Annotated in this window: 20 protein-coding genes, 4 pseudogenes and 1 CRISPR repeat array; of the genes and pseudogenes, 9 read left to right on the top strand and 15 right to left on the bottom strand. The window is 38.6% G+C overall.

Annotation, left to right across the window (positions count from 1 at the left end):
• Nucleotides 1-125 precede the first annotated feature (125 nt).
• Nucleotides 126-1325: an iron-containing alcohol dehydrogenase gene (locus GFC28_RS01275; RefSeq protein WP_044746309.1), complete on the bottom strand. Its 1200-nt coding sequence runs from the start codon at nt 1323-1325 to the stop codon at nt 126-128.
• A 17-nt stretch (nt 1326-1342) separates the two neighbouring features.
• Nucleotides 1343-2191 (bottom strand): AhlS family quorum-quenching N-acyl homoserine lactonase, encoded by an 849-nt coding sequence (ahlS, locus tag GFC28_RS01270; protein WP_044746310.1) that lies wholly within the window; start codon nt 2189-2191, stop codon nt 1343-1345.
• A 332-nt stretch (nt 2192-2523) separates the two neighbouring features.
• Here ahlS and GFC28_RS01265 point away from each other — a divergent pair, with 332 nt between their 5' ends.
• Entirely contained in the window at nt 2524-4221 is a 1698-nt protein-coding gene (locus tag GFC28_RS01265) for a sigma-54 interaction domain-containing protein (RefSeq protein WP_044746311.1), read from the top strand.
• Between the two features lie 175 nt (nt 4222-4396).
• On the opposite strand, the gene GFC28_RS01260 is transcribed toward GFC28_RS01265, so the two are convergent.
• The 5 genes from GFC28_RS01260 to GFC28_RS01250 form a co-directional block, all read right to left on the bottom strand.
• Complete coding sequence (locus tag GFC28_RS01260; RefSeq protein ID WP_044746312.1) at nt 4397-4960, bottom strand: PIN domain-containing protein; 564 nt, start codon at nt 4958-4960, stop codon at nt 4397-4399.
• Nucleotides 4947-5099: a hypothetical protein gene (locus tag GFC28_RS19125; protein WP_156487492.1), complete on the bottom strand. Its 153-nt coding sequence runs from the start codon at nt 5097-5099 to the stop codon at nt 4947-4949. The genes GFC28_RS01260 and GFC28_RS19125 overlap by 14 nt, the downstream gene beginning before the upstream one ends.
• A 300-nt stretch (nt 5100-5399) precedes the next feature.
• Nucleotides 5400-5486, bottom strand: coding sequence for a DUF4411 family protein (locus tag GFC28_RS19630; protein ID WP_257722830.1), 87 nt, complete (start codon nt 5484-5486; stop codon nt 5400-5402).
• Between the two features lie 213 nt (nt 5487-5699).
• Nucleotides 5700-5885, bottom strand: coding sequence for a DUF4411 family protein (locus GFC28_RS19625; protein WP_231883453.1), 186 nt, complete (start codon nt 5883-5885; stop codon nt 5700-5702).
• 108 nt (nt 5886-5993) lie between these two features.
• Nucleotides 5994-6317, bottom strand: a complete 324-nt coding sequence (locus GFC28_RS01250; RefSeq protein ID WP_052661025.1) for an ImmA/IrrE family metallo-endopeptidase — start codon at nt 6315-6317, stop codon at nt 5994-5996.
• 106 nt (nt 6318-6423) lie between these two features.
• Between GFC28_RS01250 and GFC28_RS01245 the strand changes: the two are divergent.
• Nucleotides 6424-7044, top strand: a pseudogene (locus GFC28_RS01245) (IS256 family transposase); the annotation flags it as partial.
• Nucleotides 7045-7248: 204 nt separating this feature from the next.
• On the opposite strand, the gene GFC28_RS01240 reads toward GFC28_RS01245, so the two are convergent.
• On the bottom strand, nt 7249-7533 hold the full coding sequence (locus tag GFC28_RS01240) for a hypothetical protein (RefSeq protein ID WP_044746313.1): 285 nt from the start codon (nt 7531-7533) through the stop codon (nt 7249-7251).
• 161 nt (nt 7534-7694) lie between these two features.
• On the opposite strand from GFC28_RS01240, the pseudogene GFC28_RS20040 reads away from it, so the two are divergent.
• The 5 genes and pseudogenes from GFC28_RS20040 to GFC28_RS01225 all read left to right on the top strand — a co-directional run.
• Nucleotides 7695-7891, top strand: a pseudogene (locus GFC28_RS20040) (ATP-binding protein); the annotation flags it as partial.
• A gap of 133 nt (nt 7892-8024) precedes the next feature.
• A complete protein-coding gene (locus tag GFC28_RS19120) occupies nt 8025-8168 on the top strand; it encodes a hypothetical protein (RefSeq protein ID WP_156487491.1) in 144 nt (47 codons plus the stop codon).
• A complete protein-coding gene (locus tag GFC28_RS01235) occupies nt 8165-8725 on the top strand; it encodes a type II toxin-antitoxin system death-on-curing family toxin (protein ID WP_082063840.1) in 561 nt (186 codons plus the stop codon). The genes GFC28_RS19120 and GFC28_RS01235 overlap by 4 nt, the downstream gene beginning before the upstream one ends.
• 25 nt (nt 8726-8750) lie before the next feature.
• Entirely contained in the window at nt 8751-8951 is a 201-nt protein-coding gene (locus GFC28_RS01230) for a hypothetical protein (protein WP_044746314.1), read from the top strand.
• 107 nt (nt 8952-9058) lie between these two features.
• Nucleotides 9059-9295, top strand: coding sequence for a hypothetical protein (locus GFC28_RS01225; protein ID WP_044746315.1), 237 nt, complete (start codon nt 9059-9061; stop codon nt 9293-9295).
• A 269-nt stretch (nt 9296-9564) separates the two neighbouring features.
• On the opposite strand, the gene GFC28_RS01220 is transcribed toward GFC28_RS01225, so the two are convergent.
• The 7 genes and pseudogenes from GFC28_RS01220 to GFC28_RS19105 all read right to left on the bottom strand — a co-directional run bounded on the left by GFC28_RS01220 (nt 9565) and on the right by GFC28_RS19105 (nt 16561).
• Entirely contained in the window at nt 9565-10173 is a 609-nt protein-coding gene (locus GFC28_RS01220) for a restriction endonuclease (protein WP_052661027.1), read from the bottom strand.
• Nucleotides 10174-10319: 146 nt separating this feature from the next.
• Nucleotides 10320-11042, bottom strand: coding sequence for an IS21-like element helper ATPase IstB (istB, locus tag GFC28_RS01215; protein WP_044746317.1), 723 nt, complete (start codon nt 11040-11042; stop codon nt 10320-10322).
• Entirely contained in the window at nt 11043-12548 is a 1506-nt protein-coding gene (gene istA, locus GFC28_RS01210) for an IS21 family transposase (protein WP_044746322.1), read from the bottom strand. It abuts the gene before it with no gap.
• A gap of 176 nt (nt 12549-12724) precedes the next feature.
• Nucleotides 12725-12877 (bottom strand): annotated as a pseudogene (locus GFC28_RS20145) (Ltp family lipoprotein); the annotation flags it as partial.
• Nucleotides 12813-13115 (bottom strand): hypothetical protein, encoded by a 303-nt coding sequence (locus GFC28_RS19110; protein ID WP_052661028.1) that lies wholly within the window; start codon nt 13113-13115, stop codon nt 12813-12815. The gene GFC28_RS19110 and the pseudogene GFC28_RS20145, both read right to left, overlap by 65 nt.
• A gap of 368 nt (nt 13116-13483) precedes the next feature.
• Nucleotides 13484-14912: direct repeats of the CRISPR family, unit length 30 nt; unit sequence GTTTCAATTCCTCATAGTTAAGATAAAAAC.
• Between the two features lie 595 nt (nt 14913-15507).
• Nucleotides 15508-15933 carry an NUDIX hydrolase gene (locus GFC28_RS01200; RefSeq protein WP_044745827.1) on the bottom strand — a complete coding sequence of 142 codons (426 nt, stop codon included), beginning with the start codon at nt 15931-15933 and terminating at the stop codon, nt 15508-15510.
• A gap of 469 nt (nt 15934-16402) precedes the next feature.
• Nucleotides 16403-16561 (bottom strand): hypothetical protein, encoded by a 159-nt coding sequence (locus tag GFC28_RS19105; RefSeq protein WP_156487489.1) that lies wholly within the window; start codon nt 16559-16561, stop codon nt 16403-16405.
• A gap of 409 nt (nt 16562-16970) precedes the next feature.
• On the opposite strand from GFC28_RS19105, the pseudogene GFC28_RS20140 reads away from it, so the two are divergent.
• Both GFC28_RS20140 and GFC28_RS01190 read left to right on the top strand, forming a co-directional pair.
• Nucleotides 16971-17355: pseudogene (locus tag GFC28_RS20140) on the top strand (zinc-ribbon domain-containing protein).
• Nucleotides 17356-17449: 94 nt separating this feature from the next.
• Complete coding sequence (locus GFC28_RS01190) at nt 17450-17638, top strand: hypothetical protein (RefSeq protein WP_066329512.1); 189 nt, start codon at nt 17450-17452, stop codon at nt 17636-17638.
• Nucleotides 17639-17654 lie beyond the last annotated feature (16 nt).

Raw genomic sequence — 17654 nt, 5'->3', positions numbered from 1 at the left:
AAGATATCCATTCTGCATAAAAGGTTCAGACGCTGAGTCTGAACTTTTTTTGAGATATGGTAGAACGTTAAGCGGGACCCCTGTATGGGCTCTTGCAGCTAGAGATCCGAGAAAACGTTCTATATTCATAATTTTTCCATTTTTCGCTTTGGCTCCGTCACTCTACCAATAAAAGCAGATTGATAAATGTTTCTAATATCTTCTTCCAGCAGCGGCAAAGGACTTCGCGCTAATAGTCTTTTTTGCTGAACAGCATCTTGAGTTAAGCTCTCCAACGCTGTTTCAGGTATATGAAAACCGCCCAGCGTACTCGGAATGCCTACCTCTTTCACTAGTCTCTCAAGCTCTTCCACACAGCGATAAGAAGCTTCCTCCTCAGAGAGATAAGCGGAATTCCCTCCTAAAGCATTCAAAATATCGGCCATTCGTTTTGTGCAGCTTTGGCGAATGTATCCCATTACATATGGCAATAACACAGCGTTGGATTCTCCATGGGAAATATGAAATTGTCCGCCTAAAGGATAGGCAAGGGCATGAACACCAGCCACCCCCGCATGAAAGAAAGCGAGTCCTGCTAAATAGCTGCCATTGCTCATGTCGATCCGAGCTTGTTTATCGTTTCCGTCTGCGACCGCTTTTCGCAAAGACCGCCCAATCAATCGTATCGCTTGAAGAGCCAAGCCATCTGTTGTTGGGTTGGCGTGGACAGACACATAGGCTTCCACTGCATGGGTCAATGCATCAATACCGGTAGCCGCTGTGACGCGAGGAGGCACAGTAACGGTCAATGCTGGATCGACAATGGCTACATCCGCTAAAAGATAATCATGCGTTACTACATCTTTCGTCGTTTCCAAAGAAAGAACGGAAATATTGGTCACCTCCGAACCGGTTCCTGAGGTAGTCGGAATCAAAATTTTCGGCAGCCCTTTTTGCTGGACGGTTTTGGTGCCGGTCAAGTTTAAATAATCAGCAACAGTCCCCTCGTGTACAGCCAAAACAGCCGCTAATTTTGCTAAATCTAATGAGCTTCCCCCGCCGATTCCGATCACCATATCAAACTTGCCTTGGCGCGTCATGGAAACGAGCTTCTCTCCTACTTCTAATGGAGGCTCTGGAACGACATCTGTGTATCGCTCCACTTCGTATCCTTGTTGGATCAAAGGAGCTGTTACTCGTTGAATGAAACCGATTTTCTCAAGTACAGGATCTGTGACGACAAGAATCCTTTTCGGCGAAAAACGCCTAACCTCCGGAAGCAATTGCTCCAACGCTCCCCATCCGACATAACTAAGGGATGTAAAAGCCAGCCTAGCAACACTCATGATCTTCTTCTCCTTCTTTATTCGTAGAATCCCTCAGTGGATTTACGAAATTGTTTAAATTGCTCTGAATCATGTCCAAACCAAACCTGTGAATGGGTTTCCTTCGCTATTCGCCGGATTTTTTCGACGGTATTCATATAACCAAGAGAATCGTAAATAATGCCAGGCGGCTTAATCGGCGGACCATAACTTTCCGCCGTATAAACAGCATCAGAAGCAAGAATAATGCCGCCTGTTTCCGGCAATTCTACATGCAACCCAAGCATCCCCCATGCATGTCCGCTCCCAAAATTAAGCACCCTGATCCCTTCCGCCAGTAAAAGATGATCTTCATGCCGCTTTATGGTGCGCCATTGCAGATGATTTTTAATCCAAGCATCAATATCAGCCCAAATGTATGCCCCTTCTTTCTGATTGCGCGCATAACATTGGAGTGTACCATTTAGCTCATCCTCATGCACAATAATCGTTGCGTTCGTAAACATTTCTAAACATCCGGCATGATCAAGATGAAGATGTGAGGCAACTACAAACTTAATATCTTCCGGCCTCACTTTTAATTGCTCTAGCCGATTGTGAAGATGGCACTCTTCGCTCGCCGTCCATGGAAACATTTGCTGCGTCGATTCCGCCCAACGCCCTTGAGGTCCCATTGAATTGGGGTTGCAAGCGGTATCAAAAAGAATTTTGCCTTCTGGATGATCAATTAACACCGTATAAATGGGAAATTCCACAAATTCTGTTGGCGCGTGAGGATTGTGAATCGTCGCTGGATTATGCATGGCGATCATCCAGTTTTTATCCATTCTCATCCTTCCGTTATCCATCACATACAGTTTAGGATGCGCTTTCACCATATTCGTCATCAAAATTCCTCCTTCATCTTTTTGATTCTCTCGAACTAAACGAACGATTTTTCAAACCAGCGATTACTTTCTATGCCGGCCCAATCGGAAAGGGGCACCGTTCATATCACTTGCTTCCCTCCTCTCTTACTCATTTTTATTACAAGCAAATATCATGCCAATGCTAGAAAAGATAGCGACAAGGCAAACGGGATGGAAATAGGAATGAGGAAAAGGTGAAAAAAATCACCAACAAAAAGGAGAAGCTTAAATATGAGCCGAATAAAGGAATTGTGATATTTTTCACCACATGGTGAATTCATTCACCATCTATAAAAATATGGAGGGCTTATATGAAACAAAAAATCATAGATTCTCATATATGGGAAAGCATTTTTTCGTCTATCCATAACGGGGTCATTGTTGTTGATCGCCACAAGAAAATTTTGCTTATCAACTCCTCTGCGAAAAAACTCCTTCAGATCGAAAACCAACATTGGGAAGGGAAGGATATTCGGGAGCTCATCCCAACCACACAGCTTCCCTATGTGTTAGAGAGCGAAACAAGCTCAATTGGAGTAAAAATGAACATAGCGGGCCGCCAATGCCTTGTCAATCGAACTCCTGTGTACCAAAATGGCGAATTGGCCGGAGCCATCAGCGTCCTCCAAGATATATCCGAAATAGAGCACTACCATTCTCTTTTTAAGCAAATGGAAACCATTATTGAATTTTCAACAGATGGAATCTATGTGGTGGATAAAGAAGGAAGAACCTTAATGGTCAACTCCGCCTATGAGGAAATCACTGGCTTCCGTAGAGAAGAACTGATAGGCAATCATATGGAGGACCTTGTTAAGAAAGGATATTTTGATCAGTCTGTCTCTCTTCTTGTGTTAAGAGAGAAAAAGCGCATCTCGATTTTGCAAAAAATAGGCGGAAAAAAGGATGTCATCGTCACGGGAAATCCTGTATTTGATCAACAAGGCGAGATCGAGATGGTGGTAACAAGCGTCAGAGACATCTCCCATCTTATTCAAATGAAAGCCGAATTGGAAAAAGCCAAAAGCTTTTTTAAAATGGGGCATCATCGGTATACGTTCTCGATCGATGGTTCAGAAGAAAAAATGGTGTTTCTAAGCGATTCTATGAAGAGAATTTTCGAAAAAGTAAAACAGATCGCCCCCTATCCTACAAGTGTTCTGTTAACGGGCCCATCTGGTGTTGGAAAGGAAGTAATCGCCAATCTTATCCATCATTTAAGCGATCGGAAAGACAAACCGTTTATCAAGGTAAACTGCGGAGCGATTCCGGAGCCGCTGCTAGAATCAGAACTATTTGGCTATGAGAAAGGAGCATTTACAGGGGCACGAAAAGAAGGAAAAATCGGTTTATTAGAATTAGCAGACCAAGGAACCATTATGCTTGATGAAATAGGCGAAATGCCATTGTCTTTGCAGGTAAAGCTGCTTCGCGTTTTGCAAGAAAAACAAATTCAAAGAATCGGCAGCCATCAAGTGAAAACCCTAGATATTCGAATTATTTCGGCCACCAATCAAGATGTAAGGAAGCTAATTTCCCAAGGAACATTTCGCGAAGATTTATATTATCGGCTGCAAGTCGTTGAAATTCATATTCCGCCATTGGCTGAGCGCCCAGAAGATATCGAGCCGCTCTTGGATCATTTTTTCTCTTTCTATTGCAAGCTATATCGCATAAACAAATCCTTATCCCCTGATACAAAAAGCATTTTAAAGCATTATCATTGGCCGGGGAATGTGAGAGAATTAAAAAACTTGATCGAAAGCATGATCGTTTCCGTACCATCACAGTCAATCGAACCTCACGACCTGCCGCCACATATTGATGAGCAACCACATACAGCGACTTCTCTCACGCTGAAACAACGGATCGAACAGTTTGAAAAACGAATCATTGGCGAAGCAATTCAAAAGCATCCCTCCATTCGAAAAGCGGCGGAACAATTAGGAGTGGATCATTCGACTCTTGTAAAAAAATTAAAAAAGTGGAATATGAACCTCCATCAATAAAAACCGTGCCAGGTGCCATGTTTAACATCAATAAAAAATAAGCTTTTATTTGAAAGTTTAATTGGTTCTTTTTACTTATGCTCCCACCTCTTTTTGGAAAAATTTCCACCATGATAACCTATTAGCCAAAAAAAGGGGAGGGAGACAAAAATAAAAAGCCACCATTAAGATGACCTTAATAATCTCTATTTTTTCCTGTTGTATAGTAAACATTTGTAATATTGGAAAGTTGTGATCTTTGATTAAATATATTTTCAGCTAACCTTTTGTCTACGGTTAAAAAACTTATACCGTATAAATTAGCAATGGAGGAGTTAACGGCATCTGCTGAACCTAATTCTTTATATAAAGAAATTTGTTTAATAACACTTTCTTTATTTCCATCTAATATTGAAATAACTTCCTTTTCTATTAGCTCTTTAATACCATTAGTAATGGTTTTTTCAATAATTTCTATATCTGAATTTGTAAAAATATTTTTTTTCTCCGGAAAAAAATCAAGGTATTTTTTTAGAGGAGTAGATGCTAAATGTGTTATTTCATTTACTATAGTTGGATTAATGTATAAAAATAAATTTTTTTCATTATGTAATACATGCTTATCAAACAATCGTTTTACAGTTGAATGATAAGCATCATATTGATTATAAAAAGCGAACCATACTCCTGTATCAATAAGAATATCTTCTCCTTCTGAAAATCCTTGAAATTCTGGATGATTAAAATCAATGATTCTCATACTTCCACCAATGGCGAACATCATTCATATCTATTTTTGAAGAAGCGCTTCCCATATGCTTCTTTAGTAATTCTTTTTTATTTTTGGTTAATCCTTTATTTTTAGATTTATCGATTTTTTTTATAGCAGTAGCATTCATTTTGTTTTCCTCCCCTCTACACATACATACACCTCCCTAGAGATGTATTGTATGCAAATTCTAATAAAATTATACCATATATTTCTTGATTTTTGAAGGTTTTTTGCTTTATAAACGAAGGGAGAAGTTAATCCCCATCAAACGCATTGCTATATCTCGGGGCGTGCCTGTGGATCGAGCCTTTAAAAGTAGACATGTATAAATTTTGGGAAAATGTTTGTACAGAGAATAAAAAGGAGCGGATCAATCATGTTATTATTTTTACAAATACCCACATAGGGAGAAAAGATCAGCATTAAACTAAAATTTAACACCTAAGCGACGCAGTATATCAAAGGTATTCGTATAGGGTACGTTGAAGGCACGGCAAACATTCGGAATGAGAATTCTCCTTTTGAACGGTCAGTCACGACTGTAACATGATATGTTTGGACGAACGTGATGAGCCAGCTATCCGCCGCGCTTGCAAACTCGTTTTTTGCTGTATCAAGATTGGTCTTGCTGAACAGCCCACGTTATCATGTCTCAATATGTGTTAATAACCTTCGGCTTATCAGTCGGCTCGAACCATTCGGCAAAATGTTCATTAGCCCACTTGCTTCATTCGTCCTCTTTATGCAAACGATTCAGTTGCTGTTTCACGCGGTCAATGCTAATGACATGGCCGTTTTCGGCGTGTTGAATCAAGGCGTTCCAAAAGGAAGGAGCGATGCCAAAAGAATAATACCTTGTATAAGCTTCAATAAAAACGTTTGTATCGATCACAAACTTATGGCTAGAGCTCATACAGATCTCCCCGCACCGACATATTCGGCAAAACGGTGGACAATGCGCATATTTGGAGTGGCGTAAAAGTTGCTTTCGCCTTTCATTTTCATTTCTTCCACTTTCCTGTCAAAGCCGTTTAACATACGCCTCATAAAACGAAAAGAACTCTTTTTTTGTAATGAGGTTTAAGTCCAGCGTTCTGCGGGCGGCCCCCAATTTCAATGAGTTTAAAATAGCGGGCAATTTCGTACAATGTACCGGACACGCTTGAAGCACTTCGTCTTCAGGGGCAAGAAACTCCGCCGCGTCTTGGTTGCACACACTTTCAATTTCAACATCAGCAGGTTGAAGATTAGCTAAATCGAACACAGCGCTCGCCTCATACCAAACATGGGCAAACTCGCGAGCCAATATAAACATTTGCGCGGCTTTCCCATCTCTTCCATTCATAAATATATTTCATCCACGCATCCATAAAGGATGCGACTCAATGTCGCCATGATCGAAAGCAAATTTGTTGTAATTTCAATCCACACATCCATAAAGGATGCGACGGAAGCGTGATATTCTAGCGATTGAGCCCATGCTTGAAGAGTCTGAAGCGACCTATAAAACGCTTTTTGAAGGACTAAAAGCTAGAGGGCTACAAGACGTTTGGCTTGTCGTGAGTGATGCTCACAAAGGGCTCTCTAAAGCCATTCGCGAGTCGTTCATTGGTTGTTCCTGGCAACGTTGTAAAGTTCATATGATGCGAAATGTCCTGTCACATATTCCAAGCCGTGACAAAGAAAGATTTGCTGTCAGACTCAAACAAATCTGGGTACAACCCGATGACCAAACTGCGTTATCTTATGCTGAACATCTCATGGATACGGAGGAAAAACAGGATTCTGCTGCAATTCAAACGTTAGAGGAAGGACTCGAGGATACACTACAATTCTTCCATTTTGAAGAAATGGACAGTCGTAAAATATCTTCTACGAACTTACTTGAACGCTTAAACAAAGAGATACGAAGACGTACTCGTGTGGTAGGTGTATTCCCCAACCAGGATTCCTACATTCGCTTAGTCACAAGCTATCTCATGGAGTATAGCGAGGAATGGTCTTGTGCACGTTCCTACATTCAGCCTAAGATGATTCAACAGATTCAAGAAAAACGATTACTTGCTGCATAAACCTATTTGAGGTACTGATGTTTTTTGCGAACTATATTTGACACTAACGGATGATAGGTAATCATTCACCAAAAAAACATAAGAACCATTTTATCACCGTTGCTTACATTAACGTGATTACGGCCACGAACCGCTTTGTTCTCTAACATCTACAAATGCTAAAAGACGAGGGAAAATAAAAAAGCACATAACCGTTTGGATTGGTTAGGTGCTTTTATCTAATAAACTCTTAATCGCTTGATATTTTTCTTGCACGACTTGTTTTAATTCTTCTTCTCCAATGTAATCCTTATAGTCTTTTCTATGATCTGGATTGGGTTCATACCAACCGCACGCTTCCGAAATATCATCCAGCGCGTCGATATATCTTTCAGCTAGATCTCCATCATCGAAATGCGATACATACATTGCAAGAAAATCATAAGAAAATCGCTCTGGTAACAAATCTCCTTCAAGATAGCCTTTGACGCACCTCAATAAATCATCCATCAATCTCTCTCCAATCTTCTTTTGGTTTTAACCGGGTAACAACGCTAACGATCTCACCGGTATCATTAGCTTGTATTACCGCAATACCATCTTTAAATGAAAAAGAAAAACAGCTAGTGAATCAGTGAGAAAAAACGATTGATTTATGATGAATGAGCTGCATTCCTGTAAACCAAGAAGGGCACAGCTTCTTTTCCGAGGCATTGCAGGATGGAATGACCACAACCTGGAATTCAGTTGCCTATTCCATGATAAACGATTGACTACGGCTATCATTGACCGACTTGTTCATCACAGCTATCTCTTAACATTTACAGGAACGAGTTATCGTCTGAAACATTCTTATATGAACTTATAAAAAGACTTGGGGTGTTGAAAAAAATCTTGCGTTTCGCTTAACTTTTTAGTTGAAGAAAACAGATTTCTATATATTTTGAGAAAATATATGATATGATAAGTAATAATACAAAGAAAGGGGGAATATAATATATATGTTTCAAAATGATTTAATTTTGGAGGATGTAATGAGAAAAGAAATCAATAAATCAAATGGAAAAGATGCAAAGTTACAAAAGATTGCCGCCAAAGTCATCAAAAGAAATTATAAAGGTCTAAAGAGGTTGAGTAAAAATTGAAAATTGAATCATTGAGGCCTGAACACATTAGGATGTTTCATGATATGGCTCTCAAAGAATTTGGAGGATTACCCGGAGAGCATGAGCCAAGTCTTATTGACAGCCTTGCATATAAGCCATTTCAAATTTATAATTTTGGCGGTCATACGTATGAACCTTATCCAGGTTTATTTATGAAAGCCGCAGTATATATGCATACCTTATCCAGCAATCAATACTTTGTGGATGGGAATAAACGAACAGCATATATTACTGCAGCTTCTTTTTTGGAGCTAAATGGGTATGTCGTCGTGATATCAGATTGGGAATTGTATTTTGCTTCCAAACTCGTTGCAAATAAAAAGTGGAGCCTGGAAACATTGGCGGGTTGGTTAGAAATCAACAGCGTACCTGAATCTCAATATACAGAAGACATGGAACCAAGCAAGGAAACCTTGCTGCAGCTATATAAAGAATACATAGACTTATTAAATGAATTAGAGATTCAGGAAATTTTAACAGAAGAAGAAGTCGAAGAACGAAAAGAACTCCAAAAATTATTAGATGACATGCAATAGGAATAAGGAATAAAGGAGTGAAAAGATGAAAGTAAAAGTCATCGCAAATAAACCTGATACAAGACCGAGAACGGGTGCACAATTGCCGATTGAACATTTGATTGGAAAGATTTATGAGGTTAAATACTACGATAAGGAAGACCAATCCGTTACCGTTTATGAAGAGTCTTTTGGCGGTGACATCGTATTAAATAAAAACGAATACGAAATTATGAAAGCTCATTGATTGGCTTTCACTTTTTTCTTTTCTGCCTCAATACACAAGAATACTCTATAAAATGAGACAGAAAAAAATTTTAAGGTTTAACTTCCTAAGAAAAGGAGGGATAGAGGATGTTATATAAGTTTTCAGAGTTATCAGATCAAGCTAAAAAAGTAGCAGTAGAAGAATACATACTTGATGCCAAGCTTTTTGGATTTTGGGATGATGGCCAAACAGAAAAAGATGTATACGAATTACTTGCATCTCCATGGGAAACTCATCGATATGATGAAAACGGAGTATTACAAGGGAAGGTTCGTTATTTAGATCATAATCAAATTGAATTTATTGAAACAGGTGAATATTGATAAAAAGTTACCGTAAGTTGTGGCAGCTTTTTATTGTTACATATTTTTGTGCGAAAAATAGAGAATAAAATTAATATTTTATGATTTTTGAGAAATAAACGAGCAAATTAATGACTAATTAAACTTAGTACGTTGTAATATTTATACAATATTGTAAATTAAATCAAAAAAATGGGAGTGATAAAAATGAAAATTGGTTTTTCAAACTTCTTCAATTCTTATTATTTTAGTTTCTGTTATATTAGTTTTCCTAGTATTCGGATTTCTATTTAAAAAATCAAAAAAAGAAAAAAATTATTAAATATATTTTCCGATTGCTTCAGGCCATCAAGCCAATATTCCACCAACTTTACACCGTCAATCAATTCTATATTCAATCCTTCTGCAAACTTGCGAGCATTCTCTGAAAACGATCCAGTCGTCACGACATATCCGCCATTGGCGCCACTTTTCACCATATTGGAATGTAACCGGGCGATTGGATCATAGGAAAGATCACCTTCGTAACATTTCACTTGTCCTAAATATAGACCATCATCACGTCTATGTTCAAAATCTACACCAAAATCCCCGCTAGCTTGACTTACCCACGTAGTGCCCCCGTATTTTTTTTCCATGACTTGAGCACAGAAGTTTTCAAATTGTAATGGATCTTGCTTGATATAGATTTTTGAATATCTCTTTTGCTTTCCGTCATTGTTGTTTTCCTGACAAAAACAAAAATATAGTCCCATTTCCAGTATTTTCTCCATTTCGAGACTATGTTCCATCTGCTTCGCAATGAATGAGGTTTGATACTCATAACGACGCTTCGTAATCCAAAAATGGATAGCAGCTGTAAGTATGACTATTCCCAACGCTATTTCAAATACAATCATGATCTCACTCCTTCATCTAAAAGGATAGGCAAAAAGGAGTATAGTTATGCAAATAAAAGCCTACTCAAAACGAGTAGGCCTATCCTGTTTTTGGCAAGTAAAAAATGCACGAAATGGCAATTAAAAATGCCACTTGCCAAATTCCGTTATTGGTTGAGAGAGATTGAATCTTTATAGCGATGACTATCGCCTTTAAAAATGATTAAATGGGAGTGATGTATCAATCGATCAATCACTGCTTCTGTTAATATTGGATCACCAAATATATTATTCCATTGCCCAAATTGTAAATTGGTCGTTACGATGATACTTTTAGCTTCATAACACATGGAAATGATTTGAAATAACAATTCTGCTCCTTGTTTATGCAATGGGATGTAGCCCAATTCGTCTATGACCAAGAGGTCTAATTTCTCGATTTGTTTGAGAAATTTGCCTAGTGATCCCTTGTCATTTGCTTCTAATAACGCATTCACTAGCGCAGCTGCAGTATAAAACTTCACCTTCTTTCCCTTTTTCTTAATGGTATTTATGGAAATGAGAGTGGAAAGGAACGTCTTTCCCGTTCCGACTCCACCATAAAAAATAAGGTTTTCTTGGTTTTCGATAAAATCGCCTTGAAGGACATATTCCCTTGTAATGCCTGGGGCTAACTGAATATCCTTCCAATCAAAAGGCTTATTCGGAATTTTGGGTAATGTTGCTTGTTTCAGTAATAAATTGATTCTTCTTTCCCCTCGGTGTTGCACTTCGTGCTCAAACAACTTCAGTAAATATTCCTCATGTGTTTCTGCTTGAATCGTTTGATAATTCGCTGGGATCCAACTTAGTTTTAGTTTTTTGGCATACTCTTTCATTTGCGTTTCCACTTATCTTTCACCTCCGGTGGACTCGAAAAATCGATCATAATGACTAAGTCCTCTAGAGGCTTCAGGCATAGTGGGAACACTTATTTTTGGCTGAATGGGTTCCCTTATCCCTCTTCCATTGATTAACTGATAGAATACTTGCTTAATGGAATCTACACTCGGATGCCCATATTGCGAAGCGAGCCGTAAGGCTTGCGTTGAAATTTCAAAATCGTGCTCTTTTAGTAAAACGGCCAGTAATTGTAACGTTTTTTGTTTTTCCTGAATGGTACAATGTGAAAAATAATTTTGCCATTCTGAAGGCATTTTCTCGTAAAAATCCGTATACTTTAATGCATTTGGCCTTTTAGCCATCAGGATCAGGTAAGGTTGCCATTTCATCGATTTTTGTTGCGTTCCATACAAACGCTCATGTTTCACTATGAGTTCATAGTCCTCTGTCAAAATCTCAATCTCTTGATATGAGATTTTTGCCAAAACCATTTGTTTGGCAAAACGGGGAGAAGTGGAATAAAGTTTATTCTCTACCCGGATGTAGCCATATTTATCCGCCCTAACTTGTTCATACCGAACACATTCGTATTCTTTTGCCGGCAACTGTAAAAAGCATTCCTTCTCTTCCTCAAACAATCCGGCAATCGTTTTTCCTTTTTGATAATGGGGCCTCTGCCAGTCTCTTTCACACTTTTCCCATAAAGAGTCATTAAAGGACTCCAAATCATATATCGTTAATTCTGGAAGAAGAAAGTTATTCCGAATGTACTTCACTTTTGCTTCCACGTGCCCTTTTTCATTTCCACTTGCTGGATTACAAAATTCACATTCAAACCCGTAATGTAAAACAAACCGTTGAAATTCCTCTGTCAGTTCTCTTTCTCCATTAGGCAGGATCTTTTTCACCGCAGGTGATAAATTGTCGAAACGGATCACCTTCGGTACTCTGCCCATGTAATGAAAAATTCTTTTTAATCCTTCCAAAAAGCATTCTCTGTTTTGAGAAGGCATGACTTGAAAATAAAAGCCATTACTGTACGGAAACGAAAGAGCTAAAAAAGGAAGAATGACACGTTCCCCTTTGTAGACCAAAGGGGCCTCTCCAAAATCTACTTGTGCTGTCGCCGGCTTGGCTTCTAAAGGAAGAGCTGCTGATTCACTCTGTTCCTGTAACTCTTTTTTCCGTTTGGCTACATAAAGTCGAACGGAACGATCTGACCCTTTGAAATCAAATTGTTCTTTTAACATTTCATACATTCTTTTTGCCGTTCTTCTAAACTTTTTCTTTTTCGTTAAATCCTCTTGAATCCACTTATCTAAGATAGGTTTCACCAGATCCATTACTCTAGCTTTCCGGGTTTGTTTTCTTTTCGTTGGGCTAAAGTCCTCCATCTCTGCATACTTCTTAATCGTTCTAGGATCATGATTCGTTCTTTTGGCAATATCTGAGTATGAACACCCTTTTTGATTCGCCTCATATCTGATATAATCTATTTCAGCCACTGCTAACATCTCCTTCATTACCTCCCGTTGAACAAGTTGCCCAACTAGGAGGGTATGGTATTTAGGGAATGTTGGCAAGTGGTTTTTTATTTATGTATGGCCGCTGGAGCCTACATAAATTAATTGCCATACACTACATTAATAGATTGCCACAAACACCTATCCCTCCTAAATAGTGACTTTTATTATTTTAAATTATCGATAGCGTATTGCGCTTCTTCAGGAGTGAATTTTTCCCCATTTTCAGAAATCAGTTGTTCATCAATAGCCGAATCAGACATACTCATCGTTTCGGCATAAGTTTGCGCTTTTTTCAACGCGTTCTCTTCCCAATTCCATTATTTCTAATTTTCTAACGGACAGTAATTCAAAGTAGGAAACTGTCTCTTTCGTTTCCCTATCCTTAACAATTAAAGTAAACTCGTTATAAAAGGGAGAAAAGGTTATCTCAAGCAATTCTTTGTCATTTTCTAAAACAAAAGTCGATGTGTCGTAATAAAAAGGTTCTGTTTCATCTTTCCTCTTAGCTATGGATCCAAAAACAGAAATTAAATCTAATTCTTCTGGAAGCTGCATGATTCCCCTCTCTTCTCTCTGTCAATTTAAGCAAAAGCATTTTTGTCATGAAAGATCTTACTACTCCTTCTTTGTCAAACCGATCCTAATTAGTTTGACAAGACAATCACCGTTCGATTTTATCAAAGTGAAAACAAGATCGTGAGCGCAAGAACTGTTATCAGACATTTTTCTTAGAAAGCAATAAGTCGACAAACTTCAATGCTTTCTGTATGAATGGTGTTGGCATCTTTTTTGTGTACTCGTTTAATGAATTTCGTAACTTCAGCTATAGGAGGAGCATTACGCTCATAAAAATGTGAAAAAGCAAGTGAGCGACGCGAGTTCTCATATATTGACGAACAGATATTTATAAAAGAAGCGATCCAGTTTCAATTCCTCATAGTTAAGATAAAAACGTTTTGCTTCGGGCTTGCGACTTCCTAAAACCAAGTTAGTTTCAATTCCTCATAGTTAAGATAAAAACATGAAAAAAATGGCCATGATTTTAGCGGTCATCGTAGCGTTTCAATTCCTCATAGTTAAGATAAAAACTATCTAGCGGCGACGGGATTATGAGAGTGGAGAAAAGTTTCAATTCCTCATAGTTAAGATAAAAACAAAGCGGCCAATGTAAATGAGCAAGCCCCTACTGCGCGTTTCAATTCCTCATAGTTAAGATAAAAACAAGAAATCACAGGGGAACCATACGTAGTAGGTTTTGTTTCAATTCCTCATAGTTAAGATAAAAACTTGACGTGCCGCACTGTCGATATCTGTAGCAGATTGTTTCAATTCCTCATAGTTAAGATAAAAACTTCCATCAGGCAATAGTGAAAGCTCTTTTACTTTTTCGTTTCAATTCCTCATAGTTAAGATAAAAACTTCCATCAGGCAATAGTGAAAGCTCTTTTACTTTTTCGTTTCAATTCCTCATAGTTAAGATAAAAACTCTGGTTTGTATCCGTACACCTTCCAGCCTTTTTCTTGTTTCAATTCCTCATAGTTAAGATAAAAACTGTTGTGTCGATGCTAGTCGCCCAAGCCGTTCCACAGTTTCAATTCCTCATAGTTAAGATAAAAACTTTAAAGCACGTATCTTTTATAAATTGGCATTTATTTGTTTCAATTCCTCATAGTTAAGATAAAAACGAATACATGAACCGAATGGTGCGTGCAGTGAATCGTCGTTTCAATTCCTCATAGTTAAGATAAAAACCTTTGCGACTTCTTCCGAATTTTCTTTCAATGCTCTTTCGTTTCAATTCCTCATAGTTAAGATAAAAACCCAAGCATTCGCCATGTCAGCGCGTTGGTCAAGAGGTTTCAATTCCTCATAGTTAAGATAAAAACTACTTTGGTGAAATCCAATCTTGTTGAAATATTGAATGTTTCAATTCCTCATAGTTAAGATAAAAACACAGAAGTGTGCAACTCCGTCATCGACTTACTCGCGTTTCAATTCCTCATAGTTAAGATAAAAACAGCTTGTCCTCGGTTAGCTTCCGAGTAATTTATAGTTTCAATTCCTCATAGTTAAGATAAAAACGACTCATAAAACCTCATGGCAGCATCGCGGTTTGGGGTGTTTCAATTCCTCATAGTTAAGATAAAAACGCACCAATTATTGCTACCATTAGTCCAAGTAATGTAGTTTCAATTCCTCATAGTTAAGATAAAAACGGGAAACAAAAGAATTGTTTAAAGCGGCTATACAGAGGTTTCAATTCCTCATAGTTAAGATAAAAACAGGTAGTCTTTCTGCTGAAGATCGTTTGGCTAATGGTGGTTTCAATTCCTCATAGTTAAGATAAAAACCCCAAAAGTGATGATGAAATCAGCATTTGGAAAATGGATACAATATCATTATAAACTTATCTTAAAATTCGAGCAACATCTTCTTTTCCTTATCACAGTGGGAATTTTAGCTGTTAGAAATTTGTCGTCGATCCCCCGGGATTTTTACACGATTGGAGGTCGACGACAAATTTTATCCAGTACGATCTTCAATAATTAGCAATTATCAGGAAACACAGCATATAAAAAATGAAGATAATAGCCTATTCTCTCATAACTCATCCAGTAAAACAGCGTTCTCAACTACGAGTCGATTAAAAGAAAAAGATATGTGAATGGTTAGTTATAGCCCATTTTTATTTTCCCGAGAACGTGACTTCCCCTGCTCTCTTTAATACATAAACTCTCCTTCTGTTTGTAAACAATACTTATAATAGATGTCTGAGCCCAACATCTTACTGAACCGGATGGTTATGTTTTGCATTTTAAATCATTGTTTGCATCAATTATACAAAAAAAGCAGCATATAGAGCAGATATGTGAGAGCTTATTGATCCTGCCTTTGTTATGATGAAGATCCCCTATGTAACTATTTTCTTTCAGCATTTCTCATTTACTAAAAATAGTTCAATATCTCACGAGGCGCAAAGTTGTCTATTCTCTTCAACTCTTCCTTGCTCCACCACCTTAACTCTATAAATGTATCTTTCTCATTTTTAGTCATATTTTCGATAGACAATATGGTGTCAGATTGAATAGCAATTTTATAATAAATCTCACGACTTATAAACGAATCTTTTTTCCCTTCAATTAATACATCCATTTCAAATATTGGTTTGTCATGAATATCAACAACAATGCCAAGCTCTTCGCTTAATTCTCTTTTTAATGCCTCTACTGGAGTTTCATTCTCCTTAATGCCACCGCCAGGAGTTACCCATAACACTTTGTTTCCTATAACATCTTTAAATTCAAATTTCTGAAGAAGAACTCTATTAAATTCATTTATTATCACTGCTCTAGAACATTTACGAATTCTCATTGAATTTCTCCTCTTGTCTTTATGATCTTCATCCAATTATACACCCCGATTCACCAGCGCTGTCACGAATATAGAATCCCTTAAAAAATCTTTCATACTCCTAAAAGTTTTTGTTGAAAGTAAGGGATGTGAATTCTTTATGTTAGCGAATTTGTTCGTCTACAATAAAATAGTTCATGTTACGTCCGAAAATATTTTACATATTTATCTATTTCATCAAACGTCCATTCTAAATACCATTATTTTAATTGATTATGACCAGATACATAAAACTTCTCAAGTGTATCGTCTTTTGGTACAAAGGTGATGAATACTATATTCCTTTTTTCAAATCTTTCTTTAATTTTACTAGGTTAATAATAAAATCCCCACGTTTATCTCTACATAAGTCACAGTCGGTATTCTTTTTCCATAATCCATAAAATTGATGAAAGAATGATGTGGCTTCAATTGGCATGATTGGCTCATGTCAGTGCACCGGGCCGCGGTCCAGCATCGCTTGCAATACAACCATTTTATAGCTTTTTGTCATCGTCGTCCGCTCAATCTTGGCAAGACACGGTTCGTATTGCCAAAAAAGCTCTCTTATTCCGTCCTCACCCCCCTGCCCCATAAAAGAAGCTGACATATGCTTTAAACTCCAATTTATATTCAGCGGCTTCACTTCTACCGTGCAAGTGAAGCTCCTAATTTTCTATGATCTCCCGCCTCCATATTTTACAAGATGGACAGCCGTCTTGGCACGAAAAAAATGCTCTTGGTTTTTCTGTGGAAGCGCTGGCCGTTTTGAGTATGAAGGCGGTGGTTTAATCAGCCTCCCCTTCCCGGTTACGATGCTATCCTGTCTAACGACCTTTCCATTTTTTATATCCGGCAGCTTGCCTCCTTCCGTTTGCATGCTCTTCGCCGGGGATGGCCCCGCAAGAAACGTGAAGATACTGGGCTTACAAACTAGCCACTTCGTTCCAGCATTTGTTTGTAAATTCAATATGACAGCACCCAAATATTTCTATATCCATTCATTGGGAGGTATTGGCATAAAAAACATCAAACCCGGCCGGGGACCTTCGCTGCAAGGGTTCGTCGGGAGCATCGCCGCTGTTGTATTCGGGATTTTTTGGATGGGGATGGCGTTTTCCATCACGCGTGATTCACCGTTTGAAGCCACCCGTTTTTTGTCCTGATTTTTATCGGGCTTGGTATTTTTCAAGCGGTTTATCATTACAAAAACGCCACGGGAAAAAACCGCATGTCCGTGCTGGATATTGTCGACAGCCGCGAAGAACCTGATCCGTGAACGTTCGATTTGGTCATGAACAGCGGCCGGAGCGGCAAGAGAGCCACTATTGCCCCGATTGCGGAAAACAAGTGCAGCGCGACTTTCAATTTTGTCCGAGATGCGGGAAAGCTTTATCCCCTTGACGTGAGTCCTGGGGAGGTTTCATCACCTGCGGGCTGCTACGGCGGCGAGGAGGGCTTTACTCGCTTCCTAAATATATAGCTTCTGGGTAAATGAATGGCGAGGCTGGGACATACCGCCGGCTTGCCATTCAGCCGCGAGCTTGGGCCGATCTTGTTTCATTTATTGCATGTACCATTGAATCAGCCGCAAGAGCGCCTGATGGCCACGCTAAAAAATATCGGTAGCCCTGCCGGAAATCCTCCCTCTTTCGCCGCCAAAACTCGTCGTTCCTTCATGGTTTAACCCATAGCAACAGCTC

Origin of the sequence: Anoxybacillus sp. B2M1 (assembly GCF_001634265.1) — a bacterium.
In the GTDB taxonomy this organism is placed as follows: Bacteria; Bacillota; Bacilli; order Bacillales; family Anoxybacillaceae; genus Anoxybacteroides; species Anoxybacteroides rupiense.
This window is presented reverse-complemented; position numbering and strand designations above follow the sequence as displayed.